Source organism: Aliirhizobium cellulosilyticum (assembly GCF_014198105.1).
In the GTDB taxonomy this organism is placed as follows: Bacteria; Pseudomonadota; Alphaproteobacteria; order Rhizobiales; family Rhizobiaceae; genus Neorhizobium; species Neorhizobium cellulosilyticum.
Genome location: NZ_JACIGW010000002.1, coordinates 224,945 through 243,603, shown reverse-complemented (window position 1 = coordinate 243,603; position 18,659 = coordinate 224,945). Strand labels below are relative to the sequence as shown.

The window sequence follows — 18,659 nt, the reverse complement described above, 5'->3', positions numbered from 1 at the left end:
ATTTAAGGCCTTTTTTCGAGCATTTTGAAAAGCGCTCGTGCAGTGGAGTAATGCGTATGTCGTCTGCGGCTGTTCTCGAACCGGGTGTTGTCCGGCGATATGCAGGCGACCAGCTTGTTACCCTCGGGAAACTGGTTCTCGAAAACGCCTTCCAGCCGATTGTCGAAGTGGCGACAGGATCGGTCTTCGGTTACGAATCCCTGCTGCGTGGCCATGAACGGATCGGCTTTTCCTCTCCGCCGGAATTGCTCGACGAGGCCCAGCAGGCAGGCCAGCTTCTGGCGCTCGAGCAGATGATGTCCGGCCGCGCGCTCGCCAAATTCGCGACGCTTCCCGACTATTCGTCAGCCACGCTTTTTCTCAATCTGGATGTCCGACTGATCCGTCAGGGGTATGAATTCCTCGAAAGAGTGCTGCACCATCTGCGGGCGGCCGAGATCGCACCTTCTTCGGTCTGTTTCGAATTCTCCGAACGCTTCGACAATACCAGCGTACCGGAATTTGCCGATCTGGTGGCCGATATGCGCAAGGCGGGCTTCAAGCTCGCCATCGACGATTTCGGTGTCGGTCACGGCGAGATGAAGCTGCTCTGTGACTTCCCCGTCGACTACCTGAAGATCGACCGGCATTTCGTGTCCGATATCGACCGCAATCCGCGCAAGCGCCATCTGGTCAAGAATATCGTCAACATCGCCCACACGCTCGGTATCCGGGTCATTGCCGAGGGCATCGAGACGGAATCCGAATTTCTGGCCTGCCGCGAATATGGTGTCGATCTCGTTCAGGGCTATTTCATCGCCAAGCCGACGACCTTCCTGACCGAACTGCAGCCGGCCTTTCCGCATCTTGCCGATATCGGCCGTGCGCGCCGTTCCAGCCAGTCGCTGGACGAGATCCTCATCCGCAAGCAGATCGAAAGACTGCCGACGGTTTTCGAGAATGACGCGATCGATTCTGTATTCGAATTGTTCCGCCGCAATCCGCGCCAGGCATTCTTTCCGGTCCTGAACGCCAATGGCGAACCGCGTGGCGTCATCAACGAATACCACCTGAAGGAATTCATCTATCAGCCCTTCGGTCGCGACCTTCTGAAGAACAAGGTCTATGAACGCTCGATCGCTCACTTCGTCGAGCGCGCCCCGATCATCGGGCTGGATGCCGAGGCGGAAGAGCTGATGAGCCTGTTTGCCAACATGGAAAACAGTGCCTGTGTCATCCTCACCGAAAACATGCGTTATGCCGGCGTCGTCTCGGCCGCATCTCTTATCAAGGTGGTAAACGAGAAACAGCTGAAGATCGCGCAGGATCAGAACCCACTGACTAGCCTGCCGGGTAACCGCGCGGTACGCGATTTCATGCAGGAAGCTGGCCGCGACGACGAAGAAAGCCGCTTTTTCTGCTATTGCGACTTCGACAATTTCAAGCCGTTCAACGATCACTACGGTTTCCAGAAGGGCGACCACGCAATCTCGCTGTTTGCCGCGCTGATGAAGCGTTACTTCTTCTCGGAGGGTGACTTCCTTGGCCATATCGGCGGCGACGACTTCTTCATCGGCATCCGCGATTGGACACGCGAGGAGCTGGACGAAATCCTCGAGCGCCTGCTGTCGGATTTTCACGGCGATGTGATAGAGCTTTATTCCGAAGAAGAACGAGCCTCCGGCAGGATCCGCGGTCATGACCGCTCGGGCCGCGAACGGGACTTCCCGCTGTTGCGCTGCTCTATCGGCGTTCTGGAGCTGCCCAAGGGCCTGCTTCTCGATGATATCGGCCGCATCAGCGTCGAGATCGCATCGGTCAAGGCAACCGCCAAGGAGAGCGAAGGCGGCCTCGTCTTCTCGTCCTTTGGTGAGACAAAGTGACCGGCCACATCCACCGGTCCCTTTCTAAGGCAGAGGTCGTGTCCTAAGTCAGTGGTCTCATGCTGACAGGAGACTTTTATGCCGCTTCCCAATGAGATGCGTTTCATCGACCTGCCGTCCTTCGGTTCCCCCGACGTGATGGTGGTGGCCCGCGGGCCGCTGCCGAAGCCACGTCCCGGCGAAATTCTGGTCAAGGTCGAGGCAGCGGGCGTCAATCGCCCCGATGTGGCGCAGCGTCAGGGCAATTATCCAGCGCCCAAGGATGCAAGCCCGATCCTCGGGCTGGAGATTGCCGGCGAAGTCGTGGCTCTCGGAGAAGGTGTTTCGGAATATTCGGTAGGCGACAAGGTCTGCGCACTGGCGAATGGCGGCGGTTATGCCGAATACTGCGCAGTGCCGGCCGGCCAGGCTCTGCCTTGGCCGAAGGGCTATGATGCGGTCAAGGCGGCTGCCGTGCCGGAAACCTTCTTCACTGTCTGGGCCAATCTCTTCCAGATGGCCGGCCTGACCGAGGGTGAGAGCGTGCTGATCCATGGCGGCTCAAGCGGCATCGGCACGACCGCAATCCAGCTTGCCAGGGCCTTTGGCGCAACCGTCTATGCAACGGCCGGATCTAAGGAGAAATGCGACGCCTGCGAAAAGCTCGGCGCAACGAGAGCGATCGACTACAAGTCGGAAGACTTTGCCGAAATCATCAAGGCAGAGACTGGAGGGCAGGGCGTCGATGTCGTGCTCGACATGATCGGGGCGGCTTACTTCGAGAAAAATCTCTCCGTGCTGGCCAAGGATGGCTGTCTGTCGATCATAGCTTTCTTAGGGGGAGCCAAGACCGACGCCATCGATCTGAGACCTATCATGGTCAAGCGGCTGACGGTGACCGGCTCGACCATGCGGCCGCGCACCGCAGACGAAAAGCGCGCAATTCGCGATGATCTCGTCACCGAGGTCTGGCCGCTTCTGGAAAAGGGTGAAATCGCCCCGGTAATCCACTCGGTGCTGAAATTCGGTCAGGTCGCTGATGCCCATAGGCTGATGGAAACCAGCAGCCATATCGGCAAGATTGTTCTGAAGATAGGGGAAGGAAAGGTGGCTTGAAGGAATCACAATCCCGTTCAGGCTTGCGAATGCTAAGCCGGGATCGGTGATTTTGCAAAGCACTTATATTCGCGCAGCGTTACATAACTTGCCTTGCAAGACATGCGTATGACACCTACTTTCTAGTCATCGTCAACGTAGTGAAAGGAAGGTGATCCAATGTCTAATGAGATTTCGGTCTGCGTAACGGGCAATGGAAAGGTGGCGGTCTTGACGGGGCAGCCCTCGGCCTGAACCACATCTTCTTTCGGACTGTCGAGAGACGGGCCGGGTTCGTTGAACGGACCAGATTTCATGGAAGGGTCGCCTCGGCGGCCCTTTTCCTTTTCTGCAGCAGGCATACGCGCGCGGCATGCCCGCAGCGAGGCTTCGCAAAATTGATGCGAGTTTTTTGAGCTTAATTCTTTCAGGTATGCCTATTTTTAGCGCGGTTGCTTTGACCGAGATCACAAAAATCCCTGCTCATTTGGCAAGGGTGTGCTGCTAATCGAGTGCTACTTCAAGACGGTCTTCGCGCGTATAACAAACGCATCGAAACAAGAGGGCGCCACCAACCGGCCGCCGTTTCGAAAGCCCAGGAAAGGGGGACCATCATGAACGTGAAACGCACTTTGACGAATTGGCGCAACTACCGTCGGACGGTTGCCGAACTGGAGCGGATGACGACGCGCGAACTGGCAGATCTCGGGATCACCCAATACGAGATCCGCAGCTTCGCTCGGACCGCCCACGGTTTCTGATCGAAAAACAGGCAAATACTTCGATGAAAACGCCCGCCATGACGCGGGCGTTTTGCTTTTGTGGGATTCCGCCGGATCAGATGCCTATCCGCCCGAGTGCCGGTATCTTGAGGCCGGGTCGGGCAAGATCGAAGCCCGCGACAAGTCCGAGAAAATGCACTTCCAGACCGCTGCGCTGGCCGACCGAGAAACCGGCAAGTCCACGCAGCGTTACATGAAGGTCGCGCCGGTCTTCGTCCAGATGAACGAATTCACCATTCGGCAGATAGTCGCGCCCCACCGCATGCGGCGGCAGCACGGCGCCGATTTCCGGCACGGTGCGCAGCACATAGGCGACGAACGTATTGGAATTCGGCCCGGGCCAAATCGTGTAGCCGCCGGGTTCTGCATAAGGATAGGCCGCGATCGCGCCTTCTATCTTCGGGATCAGTAACTCGGCCTTCGATCCCGTGACCGTGGCGACCAGCTGCGGTTCGTTCGAATACCAGTAGGCGTCGGGCGCCCGGTGATTGCGCCGGATCGGCGATCCCCAGCCCACCTTGTCGTAACGGGTATAGGCCGATGCGCCTTTTTCCTTGGTGACGATCCAGGCGTGGCTGGCGACAGAACCTTTAAGCCCACCCGTCATGGCGGAGAAGATGTAGATCGCCGCATCCTTGTTATCCTCGGGCTTGGGCAGGATGCCCGCCGAGGTCCAGCGCGCCGCACTCCACCCGGATGGATGATCCTTCATTGCCCAAAGCCCCGCAGACGCGAAGGTCGGCAGCAGGTAGACGATGAAGATGACGACCAGCAGACGTTTTACCGATTTCATAAGCATTTCCCGTGCAAGTCTTCCGCGAACAGGATAAGAGCCTGCCACCAATCTCTTGTTGCCATAGAAGCCAGCAAAATCAGGACAGACCATGCAAAATCCCGTTACCGTTGAAGTGACCCGCGGTTCTTCCGTCGAAAGCCGTCACAGAGGATTGGGTGTGGTTGTCGATGGAAGCGGAAAGACGGTGTTCTCCTTCGGCGATGCTGAGGCCGGCGTCTTCCCGCGTTCCTCCTGCAAGGCCATGCAGGCGCTGCCCTTGATCGAGAGCGGTGCTGCGGACGCCTATGGTTTCGGCAATGCAGAACTCGCCTTTGCCTGTGCCTCTCACTCCGGCGAGGATCGTCATGTCGAAATGGCGGCATCCATGCTGGCCAAGGCCGGGCGCGATGTCTCTTCACTCGAATGCGGCGCGCACTGGTCTTCCGATCAGGCAACCCTGATCCATCAGGCGCGAACCATCGACAAGCCGACGGCGCTGCATAACAACTGCTCGGGCAAACATTCCGGCTTCGTCTGCACCTGTGTCCATTCCGGCGCGCCGGTCGAAGGTTATGTCGGTTACGATCACCCGCTGCAGCGCGAAATCCGCGATGTCATGCAGAGCCTGACGGGTGCAGTGCTTGGCGCCGACAATTGCGGCACGGATGGCTGCTCCATCCCGACCTATGCCGTGCCGCTCAAGGGACTGGCCCATGGTTTCGCGAAAATGCTGACCGGCGAAGGGCTTGCCGCATCGCGTGCCAAGGCGTCACGACGCCTGATCGATGCCTGCATGGCCGAGCCTTTTTACGTCGCCGGCACTGATCGCGCCTGCACGAAGCTGATGGAAGTGGCTCCGGGCAAGATCTTTGCCAAGACCGGTGCCGAAGGCGTTTTTGTTGCAGCACTTCCCGACCAGGGCCTCGCCATGGCTGTCAAATGCGAAGACGGCACGACCCGCGCCGCCGAAGCGATGATCTTTGCGCTGATTTCCCGCTATTTCGAAAAGGGTGGCGAAACCCAGACGAAGCTGATGGCCATGGCCAACCGCCAGATGAAGAACTGGAACGGCATGCCTGTCGGTGATGTCCGCGTAACCGACGCCATGTTCGCCTGATAGAAGCGTATCGGCATCGCTCTGCACTGGTCTGCGTCTCCTGTCATGTTATGACTGTTGCAGATCAGGAGGATGTGGATGAACACGTTCTATTTTTCGCCCGGCAGTTGCGCGCTTGCCAGTCACATCGCACTCGCCGAATCCGGCCTGCCTTATCAGGTGAAGAAGCTGAACTTCGCCGAGGGCGAGCAGCGGTCTGAGGCCTATCTGGCGATCAATCCCAAGGGGCGTGTCCCGGCGCTTGTCACGGATAAGGGCGTGGTAACGGAAACCGTTGCCATTCTCGGCTATATCGCCCAGGCGGCACCGGAAGCGAGGCTTGCGCCGCTTGCCGATCCCTTCCTCTTTGCCAAGATGCAGGCCTTCAACGCCTACATGGCGTCCACCGTGCATGTTGCGCATGCGCATGGCCGGCGCGGTTATCGCTGGGCCGATCAGGAAACCTCATTCGAGGACATGAAGAACAAGCTGCCGTAGGTGATGAGCGAGTGTTTTCGCATTATCGAAGACGGCATGCTCGAGGGTCCCTATGTGCTCGGAGAGCACTATTCGACCGCCGATCCCTATCTCTTCCTGATGTCCGGATGGCTGAAGAGCGACCGGGTGGAAATCGCAGATTTTCCGCGCGTACACGCGCATTACCGCATGATGCTGGAGCGTCCCGCCGTGCAGAAGGCACTGGCGGAAGAAAAGGCAGCCTGAAGCAGAAGCAGCAACCGGTTTGCATCCCAAATTGCGGTGAACGCTCTATGCGCAGCGCGCGAGTGGCATGCTTTCCGGCTGAGCTTCGGCATCGGCTACCATCGGTGCCGGCATCGGAAGATAAGGCATGGGCAGGTCTGCGAGCTGCAGCAGATCCATCGCCCGAATGTCAGGATGGTCGAGAGCGTCTGGTCGGAGGGCCTCGGCCGCCGAGCGGGTCGACATCGTTTGTAGTATCGTGTTCAAGAAAATCTTGAGGGGGTTCATTATTCACCTCGCAAATGGTGGTTTCATTTGCAGGTTGAATATGTGCTTCGTTCGGCGTCACTACAATCGACATTATCAGGTACTCGTTATAGGTTTTCTATATGAGTAATCTGAATCTCGTCCATCTGAATGGTCTTCGGGCACTGGAGGCTGTCGCCCGTTTGGGCTCGTTGCAGGCCGCAGCGGCAGAGCTTGGCGTTTCGATCGGCGCCGTCAGCCAGCAGGTGATCAAGGCGGAAGCGCAGCTTGGTCATCCTGTCTTTCAACGCCTGCCGAAAGGCATGATGCCGCTGGATACGGCAAGGCCTATGCTGGCGCGACTGACGGACGGGTTCCGCAGCCTTTCGGAAGCAGTGGCTGTCGGACGAGCGCGAGATGACAAGCTGCTGACGATCTCCGTGGCGCCGGTCTTCGCAGCCCGTTTCCTTGTGCACCGGCTCGACCGGTTCACGGCATTGCATCCCGAGATCCGCCTGCGCATCGATGCGACCACCGCTCTGGCGGATTTCGTCACCGATGGCGTGGATATCGGCATTCGTGTCGGGGCAGGAAAATGGCAGGGTGTGAATGCGGACCTGCTGTTGCCGCAGCTCGTTTTTCCCGTCTGCGCGCCGGCTCTGGCCGCGAAATTGCGCGAGCCGAAGGACATTCTCGAACTGCCCACGATCATCGACGGGCATGCGATGTTTTCCTGGGATGTCTGGCTTAGTTGCGTGGGCCTCGAGGGGCGGCAGATGCAGGTCCGTCACGTCTTCAATGAAGCCTCGCTCTGTCTCGACGCAACGATAAGGGGCGAGGGCGTCATGATCGCCTGGCAGACGCTTGCCGATTATCCGCTGGCGCAGGGCAAGCTGGTTGAGCCCTTTGCCATTCGCGCCGCGACCGGCTTCGGGCATTATTTCGTCACGCCCGCCGGAATTCGCCAGCCACCGAAGGTCAAGGCCTTTCATCGATGGCTGACGCAGGAGCTTGAGGCCTTGCAGCCTGAATAGTCTTATGGATTTGCCGGTTCGGCGTTCCGCTTTGCCCACATCGCCTGATAGCCGGGGCGATGGGTGCAGGCCTCATACCATGCCTTCAGCGATGGACGGTTGTCGAACAGCGAGTGATAACCGCGTGCATAACGCAGGATTTCGATGACATTGATATCCGCGGCGGTAAACCGATCGCCAACGAGATAATGTGTTGTCTCAAGATGCTTTTCGAGCGCATCCAGAGGACGGACGAGGCAGTCGGCTGCATCGTCGATCGCTGCGATGCCTTCCGGCGTGTCGCCCTTGGTTGACTGGATCTTCAGCGCATCCGTTTCGATGCTGGTTGCCGCAAACAGCGACCACTGCACCATCAGTGCTTCTTCCTCGACATTCTTCGGGCCGAGTTCGCCGCCATATTTGCGGGCGAGATAAAGCGAGATCGCAAGTGACTCATGCAGCACGAAGCCGTCGTCGTCCATCGACGGGATCGATCCCATCGGATTGACGGCAAGAAACTCGTCCGAGCGGGTGTGCACCGGGCAGCCGGGGGCAGACGTGTCAGCCAAGCGATAGGCCTGGATGATCGGCACGAGCTCGAATGGCAGGCCGATTTCCTCGATAAGCCAGAGTGGCCGCGTCGCGCGTGAACGGTAAACCCCGTAGATCTTCAGCATCGATATCTCCTTGATGAGTTGGCGCGAAGCTAAAGCAATTCCAGCAAAAGTGGGAACCGGTTTTGCGTTCGGAATTGCGTGAAACAAATGATTAGAGCACTTCTGGCGAAATCTATTTTCGCCAGAAATGCTCTAAGCAGGTTCGGTGACGAACGGAAGATCATCCTGGGTTGGACGCCCATGAAAGTTTTCGATAGGATTAAATCGTGTCGGATAACCTCAAGGAGCTTCCCATGCGCACCACCCAGTCCCTCAGCATCACGCTTCCGATCGAGATGGCGGAAATGGTCAAGGCCAAGGTCGCCTCCGGTGAATACGCATCCGAAAGCGAAGTCATTCGCGACGGCCTGCGCACCCTGATCGCCCGCGACGCGGCAATCGAAAAGTGGCTGGTCGAGGAAGTCGTGCCGACGATAGAGGCGGTCGATGCCGGTCGGGTGAAGGCTCGTCCGCTTGAAGAGACACGCGAACGTCTGCATGCGAGGATCGACCGCATGGTCGCTGATCGTCGATGAAATATGAGGTCATGTTTTCTGACGACGCTGAAGATGATGTCGCGGAACTGTTGGCCTATCTCGTGCCGAGGGCAGGCGAGCGTGTGGCCAGACGCTATGTCGATAGGCTGATTGATTACTGTCACTCATTTGAGGATTTTCCGGAACGAGGTATCCGCTCGGAGCTCGATCCCAACCTTCGACTGGTCGGTTATCGAAGGCGTGCAACGATCGCTTTCCGTGTCCTGGACAATACAGTGCTGATCGCCCGTATCTTCAACCGGGGTAGGGACGTCGGTTTTAATGAAGATGATCTCGATCTCTAGCTTGCCCGATTGCCTTCTATGGTCAGATGCGAAAATCGCTCTGCGCCGCCCTTTGACAGATCCCCGGTCGATGCTTCTCTCCACCGATACCCGATGATCGCGCCCCGTCTCGCCCCCTGAAAGATGTTGTTGGCGATGATAGCGTCACCTGCACCTTCCACCACGGTCACGACGCAGCCCACCCCGGCGTCGCGCACGATATTGCCGGTCGCCGTGACATTGCGCAGGTAGGGGCCGAAACCGAATGCCAGGCCGCCATAGGGCGCGTTCTCGACCATATTGCCCGTCACTGCCGTATCCGCCTCGGCGCTGATGCCGACGCCGAAGATCGGGTCCTCGACCGTGTAGGGGCCAACCAGGCGCAGGTTGCGGACGATATTGTTGGAGATGGTGGCAAGCCGTCCCCCCTCGTTGAAATTGACGACCGAAATGCCGTTGGCCGCGCCATCCACCAAGTTGCCTGAGATCATCGCGCCTTCGAAGGAGAATTCGGCGTAGATCGCCGTCTCGCCGGATGCGCTGCAGTGATTGCCAGATATCATCGCATTCGAGGCGCTGTTGGCGCGGATCGCGGAAAAGGCCGAATCCGAGATGTGGTTGCCGGAAACGATCACGTCATCGGCGCGGTAAAGGTTGATCGCATTGCCATACTGGCCGGTGCCGCCATTACCCGCGCCGGTGCGCGAGATGCGATTGCCGGAAACGATCGTCCCATCCCGACCTTTTTCCCAGCGATGAATGAGAATGCCGCCATTGCCACAGTCCGAGACGATATTGTCGGCGACCGTGAGATCGGCGCTATTGACCGCATAAAGCCCGTATTCGGCAGCGCGCGTCATCCGGTTGCGCGTAATTCTGCCGCCGCATGCCTCAAGATGCAGCCCCGACTTGCCCCCATTTGCCACGTCGCAATTTTCGATGGCGAGGTCCGCCACGTTGCGAAACAGCGCAAGCGCCGGGGCATCTCCACCAGCCGCGCGCCCCGCACCATCGATGGCCAGGCCCGACAGTTCGATGCGGCGCACGTTTTCGGCCCGCAGCAATATCCCGGAGCCGGACAGGATCAGGCGTGTCGCGCCGGCAATCCCGATCAGGCGGGTGCCATCGGGCAGATCAAGGCTCGATATCGGATAGTCGCCGGGCGGCAGATAGACAGGCATGTTGCGCCCTGCAGCCTCGGTGAGCAGCCGCTGGAGATTGCGTCGCGTCGTTTCTCCTCCGCCCGGTGCGACGCCATGGGCGCTTGCATCGATGGAGCCACGCAATTCGCCGCTGGAGATGGCCGGTGATCGGGCTGCCGCCGACCGGGCAAGAGCCGCAGTCGAGGCCGCTGCGACCAGCCCTGTCAACAGTCGACGTTTCGAAATCATCCAGCTTGCCTCACCACGTCAATAAATAGTTTCCCATTGCAGTATCTGTGATCGACCTGCGTCACAAATATTTGCGTATCCGGGTAAAAACTTTGCAATCATCTCAACAAGACATGTCATCGCACGATTTTATTAAGCAAGGGGTAGTAATTGCTTTTTAAGGTGTATTGCGTGGGGCATGCAATTTCTGGACGTTTCGGGGGCTTGGAGACGGACATGGTAATTCCCGTATCATATGAGATGACGGTGGAAACGCCGAGGGAAGCATTGGAAGATGCGTGCGAGCGATTGCGACGCACCGTTATGGACAGCGGTTGCGCGCTGGACCTTGCGGAGGCGTTGCAGGAGCTGACGGCGCTGAGGGTGCTGGATCAGTTGCCCGATTTCATTTCGATCAAGGACCGCCGCAGCCGGTTTGTCTTCGCCAACGAAGCAGCCTGCCGTGCGGCCGATATCAGCGATTACTCCAGCCTGATCGGCAAGACCGATTTCGATGTCTTCATCGGAGAGACCGCCAACCGGCTTTTCGCCATGGAGCAGCTGGTGATGGAAAGTGGTTTGGCCGTTGAGAAGCAGGACGAATATCTCGTCCGCCATGACGGCAAGACATTCTGGCTGTCCATCTCGAAAATTGCGCTCAGGAACTCTGCCGGGCAGATCGTCGGTCTGGTCAGCATTTCGCGCGATATCAGCGAGCGAAAACGGCAGGAAGAGCTGCGCCACGGCCAGGCGCGCCTGCTGGAAATGATCGCGCGTGGTCAGCCGCTGGATGTGGTGCTGAATGCAATCGTCCGGCTTATCGAGGCGCAGCTTCATGATGTGAGGGGCGCCGTAATGCTGCTTGACGAGGACCGCAAGCGGTTCTCAGGAGGCGCGGCCCCCGGTCTTTCACCTTCCTATGTGCAGCTCATCGAGAGCATCGAAATCGGTCCAAGTCGTGGTTCCTGCGGCACGGCGGCCTGGACCGGTACGCTCGTGACAGTCGCGGATGTAGAGGCCGACCCGCTCTGGGAGCCATATCGTGAGCTTGGTTCCCTGTTCGGTTTTCGCTCTTGCTGGTCGACGCCGGTCATCGGCGCCGAGGCGCGCGTGCTTGGCACGTTCGCGCTTTATTCGCCCACAAGGCGCGAGCCGACGACGATTGAACTGGAGTTGATGGCGATCGCCACCGATCTTGCCGGCATTGCCATAGAGCGTGCTGAAAGCGAACGCCGTATCCGTCATCTGGCGCATCACGATCCGCTCACCGGCCTGCCCAATCGCACGCTTTTCTGGAGCCAGTTCAATCGCAGCCTGCACGAGGCGCGGCGCGAAAGCCGCAAGGTGACGGTTGCCTATATCGACCTCGATAATTTCAAGGCGATCAACGATACCCACGGCCACGCAGCTGGTGATGCAGTTCTCAAGACGCTTTCGGATCGCATGGCTCACTGTATCCGTGCGAGCGATCTCATCGTCAGGCTGGGCGGCGATGAATTCGCCATCGTCTTCTCAAATCCGGATGGCGACCGCAGCGGCGTGTTGCGGCGTCTGGATAAGCTGCGGGCCCTCATTGCCGAACCTGTCTTGGTTGAGGGAGAAAGCATCGGCGCGACCTGCAGCATGGGCGTCGCCTTCTATCCCGAGGACGGCGAGCTTGCAGAGGATCTCCTGGCAAGCGCTGACCGCGCCATGTACGAAGCCAAGGAACTCGGCCGCGACAGGCTGACTATCTGTGGGTGATTGTCAGGCGCTGGTGAGGATACGCGCGGCACTCGGGCTGCCGGCCTTCTCGTTCGGATAGGTTTCCTCGAACTTGCTGACGAACTTGTCGAACAGCCCGGCGAAGACGTTGAGTTCCTCCTCACTCCAGCCATCGAGCATGGAGGCAAGCAGCCGTCGTTTGGTCGCGTCGACCTGTGCCATCAGCTGGTCGCCGAGTTCCGTGCGCACGACGATCGACCGGCGTCCGTCAGCTTGCGATGCATCACGTCGCAAAAGCCCTTGTGTCACCAGTTCCGCGACCAGCCGGCTCCCGCGTGAAGGATCGAGCCGCATCACATCGGCGATCGCACCGACCGTGACCTCGCCGTCGATACGGTTCATTGCCCGTAATGCATCCAGGTGTGAGATTTCGAGGCTTGGAGCAAGATTGTCGACCAGCGTCCGGCTGATCACCCTGCGGCCGATCAGCAGCCGCATCCTACCCATCACCTCGCTGATATGGGCAATATCGGCGGCGGCTTGAAAGAAGTGTTCTTCGGTCACTGTCTTTGTCATGGCGAAGGAAAATAGCAGAGCTGTATATCCGGGCAAGAATTATCTGCCGCCCGCATCTGGGTGCGATTGACAATTATATGCTAAAGGCACATAAATTGCGCCTCACACTGGATAGCCCATGACACCTCCCGCATCCCTCGTCGTCCCGCTGGTTGCCAGCCACCGCCAGCGATTGATCGTTTTCTGCTTCCTGATGGCGGCGCTTTTCATGGCGACGCTCGACAACCAGATCGTCTCGACGGCATTGCCGACGATTGTCGGCGAATTCGGCCAGATGGAGCGTTTCGGCTGGGTCAGTTCCGCCTTTCTGCTCGCCACCAGCGCCGTAATGCCCATTTATGGCAAGCTGGGCGATCTTTTCGGCCGCAAATACGTCATGCTGGCTGCGATCGTCATCTTCACGCTCGGTTCGCTCGCCTGCGGTTTTGCATGGTCGATGGATAGCCTTATCGCTGCCCGCGTCTTTCAGGGACTGGGCGGCGGCGGTATCATGGTGTCGATCTTCTCGATCAATGCCGATCTCTTCGAGCCGCGCGAACGCGCCAAATACCAGAGCTATTCCAGTCTGATGATCATGGCATCCGGCAGCCTCGGCCCCGTCCTCGGCGGCACGATGAGCGATCTCTTCGGCTGGCGGTCGATCTTCCTCATCAACCTGCCGCTCGGCGTCATCGTCATCACCGGTCTCGTCCTGATGTTGCCCTATCGCCGCCCGACGCGTCAGCCCAGGATCGACTATATCGGCGCCGCAGTCCTGGCCGCGACGATCACCTGCCTCGTCGCCTTTGCCGACAGCCGCCAGATTTTCGGCTCGCTCATTGCACCGGCTTCGCTCGCCCTTCTGGCTGGCGGCATCGTCTGTGCCTGCCTCTGGGTTTTCGTCGAAAGCCGCGTGCCGGAACCGATCGTGCCGCTCAAGCTTTTCCGCGATAGCACGTTCTCGCTCTACTTCATCATCTCGCTTTGCGCTGGTTCGGTCGGCATCGGCCTAGTCAACTATTATGCGCTCTTCCTGCAGACAACGACCGGTCTTTCGCCCTCTGCCGCCGGCCTGTTCTTCATCGCGCTGACCGGTGGCATCGTGACCGGCTCGATTTCCGCCGGCCGGCTGATCTCGATTACCGGGCGCTATAAGCCCTTTACCGTGATCGGCCTGGCCATGAGCGTCGTCATGCTTTTCTGCTTCTCGCAGATCGGTCACGATGTTTCTCTGGTCATGGTCGCGATGATCATGTTCCTGCAGGGCCTCTCGGTCGGTTTCGGCCAGCAGGCGCCGATCATCGGCGTGCAGAATGCCGTGCCGCGCGGCGATGTCGGGGCCGCAAGCGGCGCCGTGGCGCTGATGCGCATGGGCGGCGCTTCGATCGCCATCTCGCTCTTCGGTGCGATCATCGGCACGGGCCTCAAGGCTCATCCGGTCGAAATCCCCGGACTGCCCGATATCGAGACGCTGACGCCAAAGATCCTGGCCACCTTGCCCGAGGCATCGCGTCAGGCCGTGGCGGCCGTCTATCATGATGTCTTCTCGCCGCTCTTCCTCGTTGCGGCAGCCATCGCCCTGATCGGCCTCGTCGCAGCTCTGTGCCTGAAGCCGATCCAGCTTCCGACGATGCAGGCAGCAAGCCAGCCGAAAGAGGAAAAGGCGGCGGCCTGAGGTCCTCGAAACTGCGCCTCTCGAAAGTCTCGGGTTGTCGCCTATCTTGATAGGCATGAAACCCGAGGCTCTGCTTCATCCGACTCCCGCCGGGCTGTTCTGCCCCATCGGAAATTTCCACGTCGATCCGGTCCGCCCCGTCGAACGGGCGCTGATCACCCATGGTCATTCCGATCATGCCCGCTCTGGCCATGGCCATGTGCTCGCCACACGCCAGACGCTCGACATCATGGCGATCCGTTACGGAGAGGATTTTGCAGGCAGCGAACAGGCGGCCGCTTGGGGCGAGGAAATCTTCATCAACGGCGTCAAGGTGATGTTCAAACCGGCCGGCCATGTTCTCGGCTCGGCCCAGATCCTCATCGAAAAGGACGGCATGCGCATCGTCGTCTCGGGCGATTACAAGCGTGGTGTAGACCCGACCTGCGATCCCTTCGAGCCGATCGCCTGTGATGTCTTCATTACCGAAGCAACCTTCGGCCTGCCGGTCTTCCATCACCCCGACCCGAAGGTCGAGATCGCAAAACTGTTCACCTCGTTGAAACAGTTTCCCGAGCGTAGCCATCTTGTCGGCGCCTATGCGCTCGGCAAGGCGCAGCGCGTCATCCGCCTGATCCGCGACAATGGCTATTCCGACCCGATCTATATCCATGGCGCACTGGCGCGGCTCTGCGATTATTATCGGGGGCAGGGCATTGAACTTGGTGATTTGAGGCCTGCAACCATCGAAAAGAGCAAGCCCACGGAATTTTCAGGCGCCATCGTCGTCGGCCCGCCATCGGCGTTTCAGGATCGCTGGGCGCGGCGTTTCAACGAACCGCTGATTTCGTTTGCTTCCGGCTGGATGATGGTCCGACAGCGCGCCAAACAGGGCGGTGTCGAACTGCCGCTCGTCGTCTCCGACCATTGCGACTGGCCGGAACTCCTGTCCACGATCAGGGAGATTGCCCCGCAACAGGTCTGGGTCACCCATGGGCGCGAGGAGGCGCTGGTAAGGTGGTGCGAGCTGCAGGGCATTCCGGCAAGGCCGCTGCATCTCGTGGGCTATGAGGATGAGGGGGATTGATGAACGCCCGTCCGCATCGAAACACCCCCCTCTGGCCTGCCGGCCATCTCCCCCACAAGGGGGGAGATCACAGGTGGCCTGCACCTTGCCCAGCTCAGGCGTTTGCGAGTGCATCGATTAAACCGTCTCTTCTTTCGTTGAATTTGATCGAGGCAAGCCATTACGCCCAGCTGATCTCCCCCCTTGTGGGGGAGATGGCCGGCAGGCCAGAGGGGGGCTGGCACGGCAAAGCCCCGGCCACCGGGGAGACTCCCCCATGAAACCCTTCGCAACCCTGCTCGACCGCCTCGTCCTCACCCCATCCCGCAACGGCAAGCTCACCCTGCTCGTCGATTATTTCCGCACCACACCCGATCCCGATCGCGGTTATGGCCTCGCAGCCCTTGCCGGCGCGCTGGATTTGAAAAGCGTCAAGCCTGCCATGCTGCGTGAACTGGTCATGGAGCGGATGGACGAGGTCCTGTTCCGTTATTCTTACGATTATGTCGGCGATCTCGCCGAAACCATCTCGCTCGTCTGGGATGGCGGCGCCAAGGACGTTGCCGACCATGCCCCGCAACCCCGCCTGTCGGAGGTCGTCAAGCGGATGAATTCGCTCGGTCGCACCGAAGTTCGCGGTGCCGTGCGCGATCTGCTCGACCAGCTCGACACATCCGGCCGTTTCGCCTTCCTCAAACTTGCCACCGGGTCGCTGCGCATCGGGGTATCCGCCCGTCTCGCCAAGCAGGCGCTGGCCGATATGAGCGGAAAAGACATCATCGAGATCGAAACTCTCTGGCATGGCCTCACACCACCCTACGAAAGCCTGTTCGCCTGGCTGGAGGGCAGGGCGGACAAGCCGGTTCTTGCCACCCCGGCGATCTTCCATTCCGTCATGCTCGCCAATCCGGTGGAAGACGGTGATCTCGAAAAGCTCGATCCGGCCGATTATGCTGCCGAATGGAAATGGGACGGCATCCGCGTGCAGATGTCGAGTTACAGCGGCACAAAGAAACTCTATTCCCGCTCGGGCGATGATATTACCAACGCTTTCCCGGATGTCGTCGAGGCGATCAATTTCGACGGCGTCATCGATGGCGAGTTGCTCGTCGGCGGCACGAAGCGGACCAACGCTCCGACCCGAACTTTCTCCGATCTGCAGCAGCGCCTCAACCGCAAGACGGTTACGGGAAAGATGATGGACGAATATCCCGCCTTCGTCCGCGCCTATGATCTTCTGTTTCAGGGCGAGGCGGACATTCGCGATCAGGGCTTTCTCACCCGTCGCGATCGTTTGGCTGATGTAATCGACAAAGCCCCTCACGACCGGTTCGATCTCTCCGATCTGGTGCCCTTCACCGATTGGAGCGAACTCGACCGGTTGAGAGCCGACCCGCCCGATCCGGTCATCGAAGGCGTGATGATCAAGCGCAAGGACAGCTCCTATCAGGCCGGTCGCCTCAAGGGGCCGTGGTTCAAGTGGAAGCGCGATCCCTATAACATCGATGCCGTCATGCTTTACGCCCAACGCGGCCACGGCAAACGCTCGAGCTATTATTCCGACTTCACCTTCGGCGTCTGGACCACGACTGATGAGGGGGAACAGCTCGTGCCCGTCGGCAAGGCCTATTTCGGCTTCACTGACGCGGAACTGGAAGTGCTCGACAAGTTCGTCCGCGATAACACGATCGACCGTTTCGGCCCGGTGAGGGCGGTCAAGGCGACGCCCGATTTCGGCTTCGTGCTGGAAGTCGCCTTCGAGGGCATCGCTCGCTCCACCCGCCACAAATCCGGCGTCGCCATGCGCTTTCCCCGTATTGCAAGGCTCAGGCAGGATAAGCTGCCGCGCGATGCCGACCGGCTGGAAACGCTTGTCGCAATGATCGAGACACGCGAGGCGAAAACCTGAAATTTTCGATCATGCTTAAATTGTGCATGACGTCAGTTAGCGGATGCCTCTCACGCCAAGGTGATTATTTTGGCCGCAGCGGTTGCGCCTTCTGCGACGCACCAATCCGCTTGTCCCGCCCGGCGGCCTTCCCGTGTCGCCTTGCATTTTCAAAGCCCCGTGGGCGAGATCGCCAACGCGCATATTTGAGAAATACGATGTCCATTCCTGAAATTGCACTGCCTCGCCGCCCGCTATCTCTCAAGTCCAGCGCGGTTTCCCTGCCGCGCGGCTTCTTCTGGTTCGTGCCGGTCATCATGGTGCTTGCCGGTTTCATCATCTGGTGGCAGGGGCCGGGCCTTTGGCGTGACTATCAGATCAGCCGCAACCCGGTCGTGCTGCAGGACGGAGACATCCGCAACGGCAAGTGCACCACGCGAAAGGGCGTGATGACTGAATGCGAGGCAAAGCTTGCTTATAGCTACCAGGGGCGAGCTTATGAGACGGAGACGCATTTCTTCTTTGTCGATATGCATTCCGGCGACTACATGACCGAACTCGTCATCGCCGCCGATCGCCCCGAACTCGCCACGCTGACACTCGGCCTGGAAAAGCTCTGGAACCGGGCCATCTCCTTCGCCGTCCTTGGAGGCCTGATGGTGCTTCTCAGCGGCGCAATGGTGTTTCTGGCGATCCGTGTCTGGCGCGTGCGCGGCCAGATATGCAGGCCGGCGGAACTGACGCTGATCCCGGTCGCGGTCACTGCCGCGAAGAAGAGCCGCAAACGCCTGTTCGTCACCTATGTGGACAAGCTCGCGCCCGGCATGACCAAGCGCACGGCCTACACGCTGTTTGGGCGCGATGAGGAGCCCCTGTTCCTGACTGATCCGCAGGGCAATCCGGTCGGTGCCGCCGTCCGCCATGGAAAGACGGCCCTGCCGGTGATGATAGATGCCGGACTTCAGCGCATTGACCTGACGGCAGAAGAGCGCGAGACGGCACTCGCTTCGATCCGTGCCGCCGAGGCGGATGCCAATGAAATCGAGCCGCAAGCCGCACCGAAGAAGAAACTTCAATGGATGCAGGGCTTCAAGACGCTTCTCGTCGGCATCATTCTCGTCGTGGTCGCTGCGCTCGGTTACTGGGCCTGGTACGTCACCACGTCGCCGACGCAATTCGACCAGATCGGCATGGAGATCAATAACGTCATGCCCGGCCCGCTCAACGAGTGGGGCTGCGGCCAGTTGCAGAAGCGTTTTGGCGATGACCGCGCACCGCGTGGCTGCTCGGCTGCCGATCATCTGAGCTGGAAATAGGGCGGCAGTCCGGCTTTCGTTTTCTTGAACGCCTCCGGCCCCATTGACGAACATGTGACACGCAGCATTTTATCGTCTGC

The 18,659-nt window shown here is 59.4% G+C and carries 17 protein-coding genes and 1 pseudogene; 13 read left to right on the top strand and 5 right to left on the bottom strand.

The genetic code is table 11. The annotated features are described in order from the left end of the window. Window positions 1–56: 56 nt before the first annotated feature. The 3 genes from GGE33_RS10115 to GGE33_RS10105 all read left to right on the top strand — a co-directional run bounded on the left by GGE33_RS10115 (window position 57) and on the right by GGE33_RS10105 (window position 3,697). Window positions 57–1,862, top strand: coding sequence for a bifunctional diguanylate cyclase/phosphodiesterase (locus GGE33_RS10115; RefSeq protein ID WP_183822851.1), 1,806 nt, complete (start codon window positions 57–59; stop codon window positions 1,860–1,862). Between the two features lie 78 nt (window positions 1,863–1,940). Then, entirely contained in the window at window positions 1,941–2,957 is a 1,017-nt protein-coding gene (locus GGE33_RS10110; protein WP_183822849.1) for an NAD(P)H-quinone oxidoreductase, read from the top strand. Between the two features lie 593 nt (window positions 2,958–3,550). Next, entirely contained in the window at window positions 3,551–3,697 is a 147-nt protein-coding gene (locus GGE33_RS10105; protein WP_148144014.1) for a DUF1127 domain-containing protein, read from the top strand. A gap of 76 nt (window positions 3,698–3,773) precedes the next feature. Here GGE33_RS10105 and GGE33_RS10100 read toward each other — a convergent pair whose 3' ends face one another. Next, on the bottom strand, window positions 3,774–4,511 hold the full coding sequence (locus GGE33_RS10100; RefSeq protein WP_183822847.1) for a DUF3750 domain-containing protein: 738 nt from the start codon (window positions 4,509–4,511) through the stop codon (window positions 3,774–3,776). Window positions 4,512–4,602: 91 nt separating this feature from the next. On the opposite strand from GGE33_RS10100, the gene GGE33_RS10095 reads away from it, so the two are divergent. Both GGE33_RS10095 and GGE33_RS10090 read left to right on the top strand, forming a co-directional pair. Next, window positions 4,603–5,610, top strand: coding sequence for an asparaginase (locus GGE33_RS10095; protein WP_183822845.1), 1,008 nt, complete (start codon window positions 4,603–4,605; stop codon window positions 5,608–5,610). Window positions 5,611–5,688: 78 nt separating this feature from the next. Continuing rightward, window positions 5,689–6,312, top strand: a pseudogene (locus tag GGE33_RS10090) (glutathione S-transferase family protein). 45 nt (window positions 6,313–6,357) lie between these two features. Here GGE33_RS10090 and GGE33_RS10085 read toward each other — a convergent pair. Continuing rightward, window positions 6,358–6,537 (bottom strand): hypothetical protein, encoded by a 180-nt coding sequence (locus GGE33_RS10085; RefSeq protein ID WP_183822843.1) that lies wholly within the window; start codon window positions 6,535–6,537, stop codon window positions 6,358–6,360. Between the two features lie 143 nt (window positions 6,538–6,680). On the opposite strand from GGE33_RS10085, the gene GGE33_RS10080 reads away from it, so the two are divergent. Then, the gene (locus tag GGE33_RS10080; RefSeq protein WP_183822841.1) at window positions 6,681–7,571 is read left to right on the top strand and encodes a LysR substrate-binding domain-containing protein; all 891 of its coding nucleotides are present in this window, start codon (window positions 6,681–6,683) and stop codon (window positions 7,569–7,571) included. Between the two features lie 2 nt (window positions 7,572–7,573). Here the strand turns inward: GGE33_RS10080 and GGE33_RS10075 are convergent, their stop codons facing one another. Next, complete coding sequence (locus GGE33_RS10075; RefSeq protein WP_183822839.1) at window positions 7,574–8,227, bottom strand: glutathione S-transferase family protein; 654 nt, start codon at window positions 8,225–8,227, stop codon at window positions 7,574–7,576. A 233-nt stretch (window positions 8,228–8,460) separates the two neighbouring features. Between GGE33_RS10075 and GGE33_RS10070 the strand changes: the two genes are divergently transcribed. Together GGE33_RS10070 and GGE33_RS10065 are read left to right on the top strand one after the other, a co-directional pair. Continuing rightward, complete coding sequence (locus tag GGE33_RS10070; protein WP_183824068.1) at window positions 8,461–8,742, top strand: ribbon-helix-helix domain-containing protein; 282 nt, start codon at window positions 8,461–8,463, stop codon at window positions 8,740–8,742. Between the two features lie 11 nt (window positions 8,743–8,753). After that, window positions 8,754–9,047 carry a type II toxin-antitoxin system RelE/ParE family toxin gene (locus tag GGE33_RS10065; protein ID WP_246435920.1) on the top strand — a complete coding sequence of 98 codons (294 nt, stop codon included), beginning with the start codon at window positions 8,754–8,756 and terminating at the stop codon, window positions 9,045–9,047. Here GGE33_RS10065 and GGE33_RS10060 read toward each other — a convergent pair. Continuing rightward, window positions 9,044–10,417: a TIGR03808 family TAT-translocated repetitive protein gene (locus GGE33_RS10060; protein ID WP_183822835.1), complete on the bottom strand. Its 1,374-nt coding sequence runs from the start codon at window positions 10,415–10,417 to the stop codon at window positions 9,044–9,046. The genes GGE33_RS10065 and GGE33_RS10060 overlap by 4 nt on opposite strands. Before the next feature lie 216 nt (window positions 10,418–10,633). On the opposite strand from GGE33_RS10060, the gene GGE33_RS10055 reads away from it, so the two are divergent. After that, window positions 10,634–12,139 carry a diguanylate cyclase domain-containing protein gene (locus GGE33_RS10055; protein WP_183822833.1) on the top strand — a complete coding sequence of 502 codons (1,506 nt, stop codon included), beginning with the start codon at window positions 10,634–10,636 and terminating at the stop codon, window positions 12,137–12,139. Between the two features lie 3 nt (window positions 12,140–12,142). On the opposite strand, the gene GGE33_RS10050 is transcribed toward GGE33_RS10055, so the two are convergent. Continuing rightward, on the bottom strand, window positions 12,143–12,664 hold the full coding sequence (locus GGE33_RS10050; protein ID WP_343062390.1) for a MarR family winged helix-turn-helix transcriptional regulator: 522 nt from the start codon (window positions 12,662–12,664) through the stop codon (window positions 12,143–12,145). Between the two features lie 130 nt (window positions 12,665–12,794). On the opposite strand from GGE33_RS10050, the gene GGE33_RS10045 reads away from it, so the two are divergent. From GGE33_RS10045 to GGE33_RS10030, 4 genes are all read left to right on the top strand, one after another. Continuing rightward, window positions 12,795–14,330: an MDR family MFS transporter gene (locus GGE33_RS10045; RefSeq protein ID WP_183822831.1), complete on the top strand. Its 1,536-nt coding sequence runs from the start codon at window positions 12,795–12,797 to the stop codon at window positions 14,328–14,330. A gap of 55 nt (window positions 14,331–14,385) precedes the next feature. After that, entirely contained in the window at window positions 14,386–15,396 is a 1,011-nt protein-coding gene (locus GGE33_RS10040; RefSeq protein WP_183822829.1) for a ligase-associated DNA damage response exonuclease, read from the top strand. A 256-nt stretch (window positions 15,397–15,652) separates the two neighbouring features. After that, window positions 15,653–17,284: a cisplatin damage response ATP-dependent DNA ligase gene (locus tag GGE33_RS10035; RefSeq protein WP_183822828.1), complete on the top strand. Its 1,632-nt coding sequence runs from the start codon at window positions 15,653–15,655 to the stop codon at window positions 17,282–17,284. Between the two features lie 197 nt (window positions 17,285–17,481). Next, on the top strand, window positions 17,482–18,579 hold the full coding sequence (locus GGE33_RS10030; RefSeq protein WP_210303620.1) for a hypothetical protein: 1,098 nt from the start codon (window positions 17,482–17,484) through the stop codon (window positions 18,577–18,579). The last annotated feature ends 80 nt before the right edge of the window (window positions 18,580–18,659 follow it).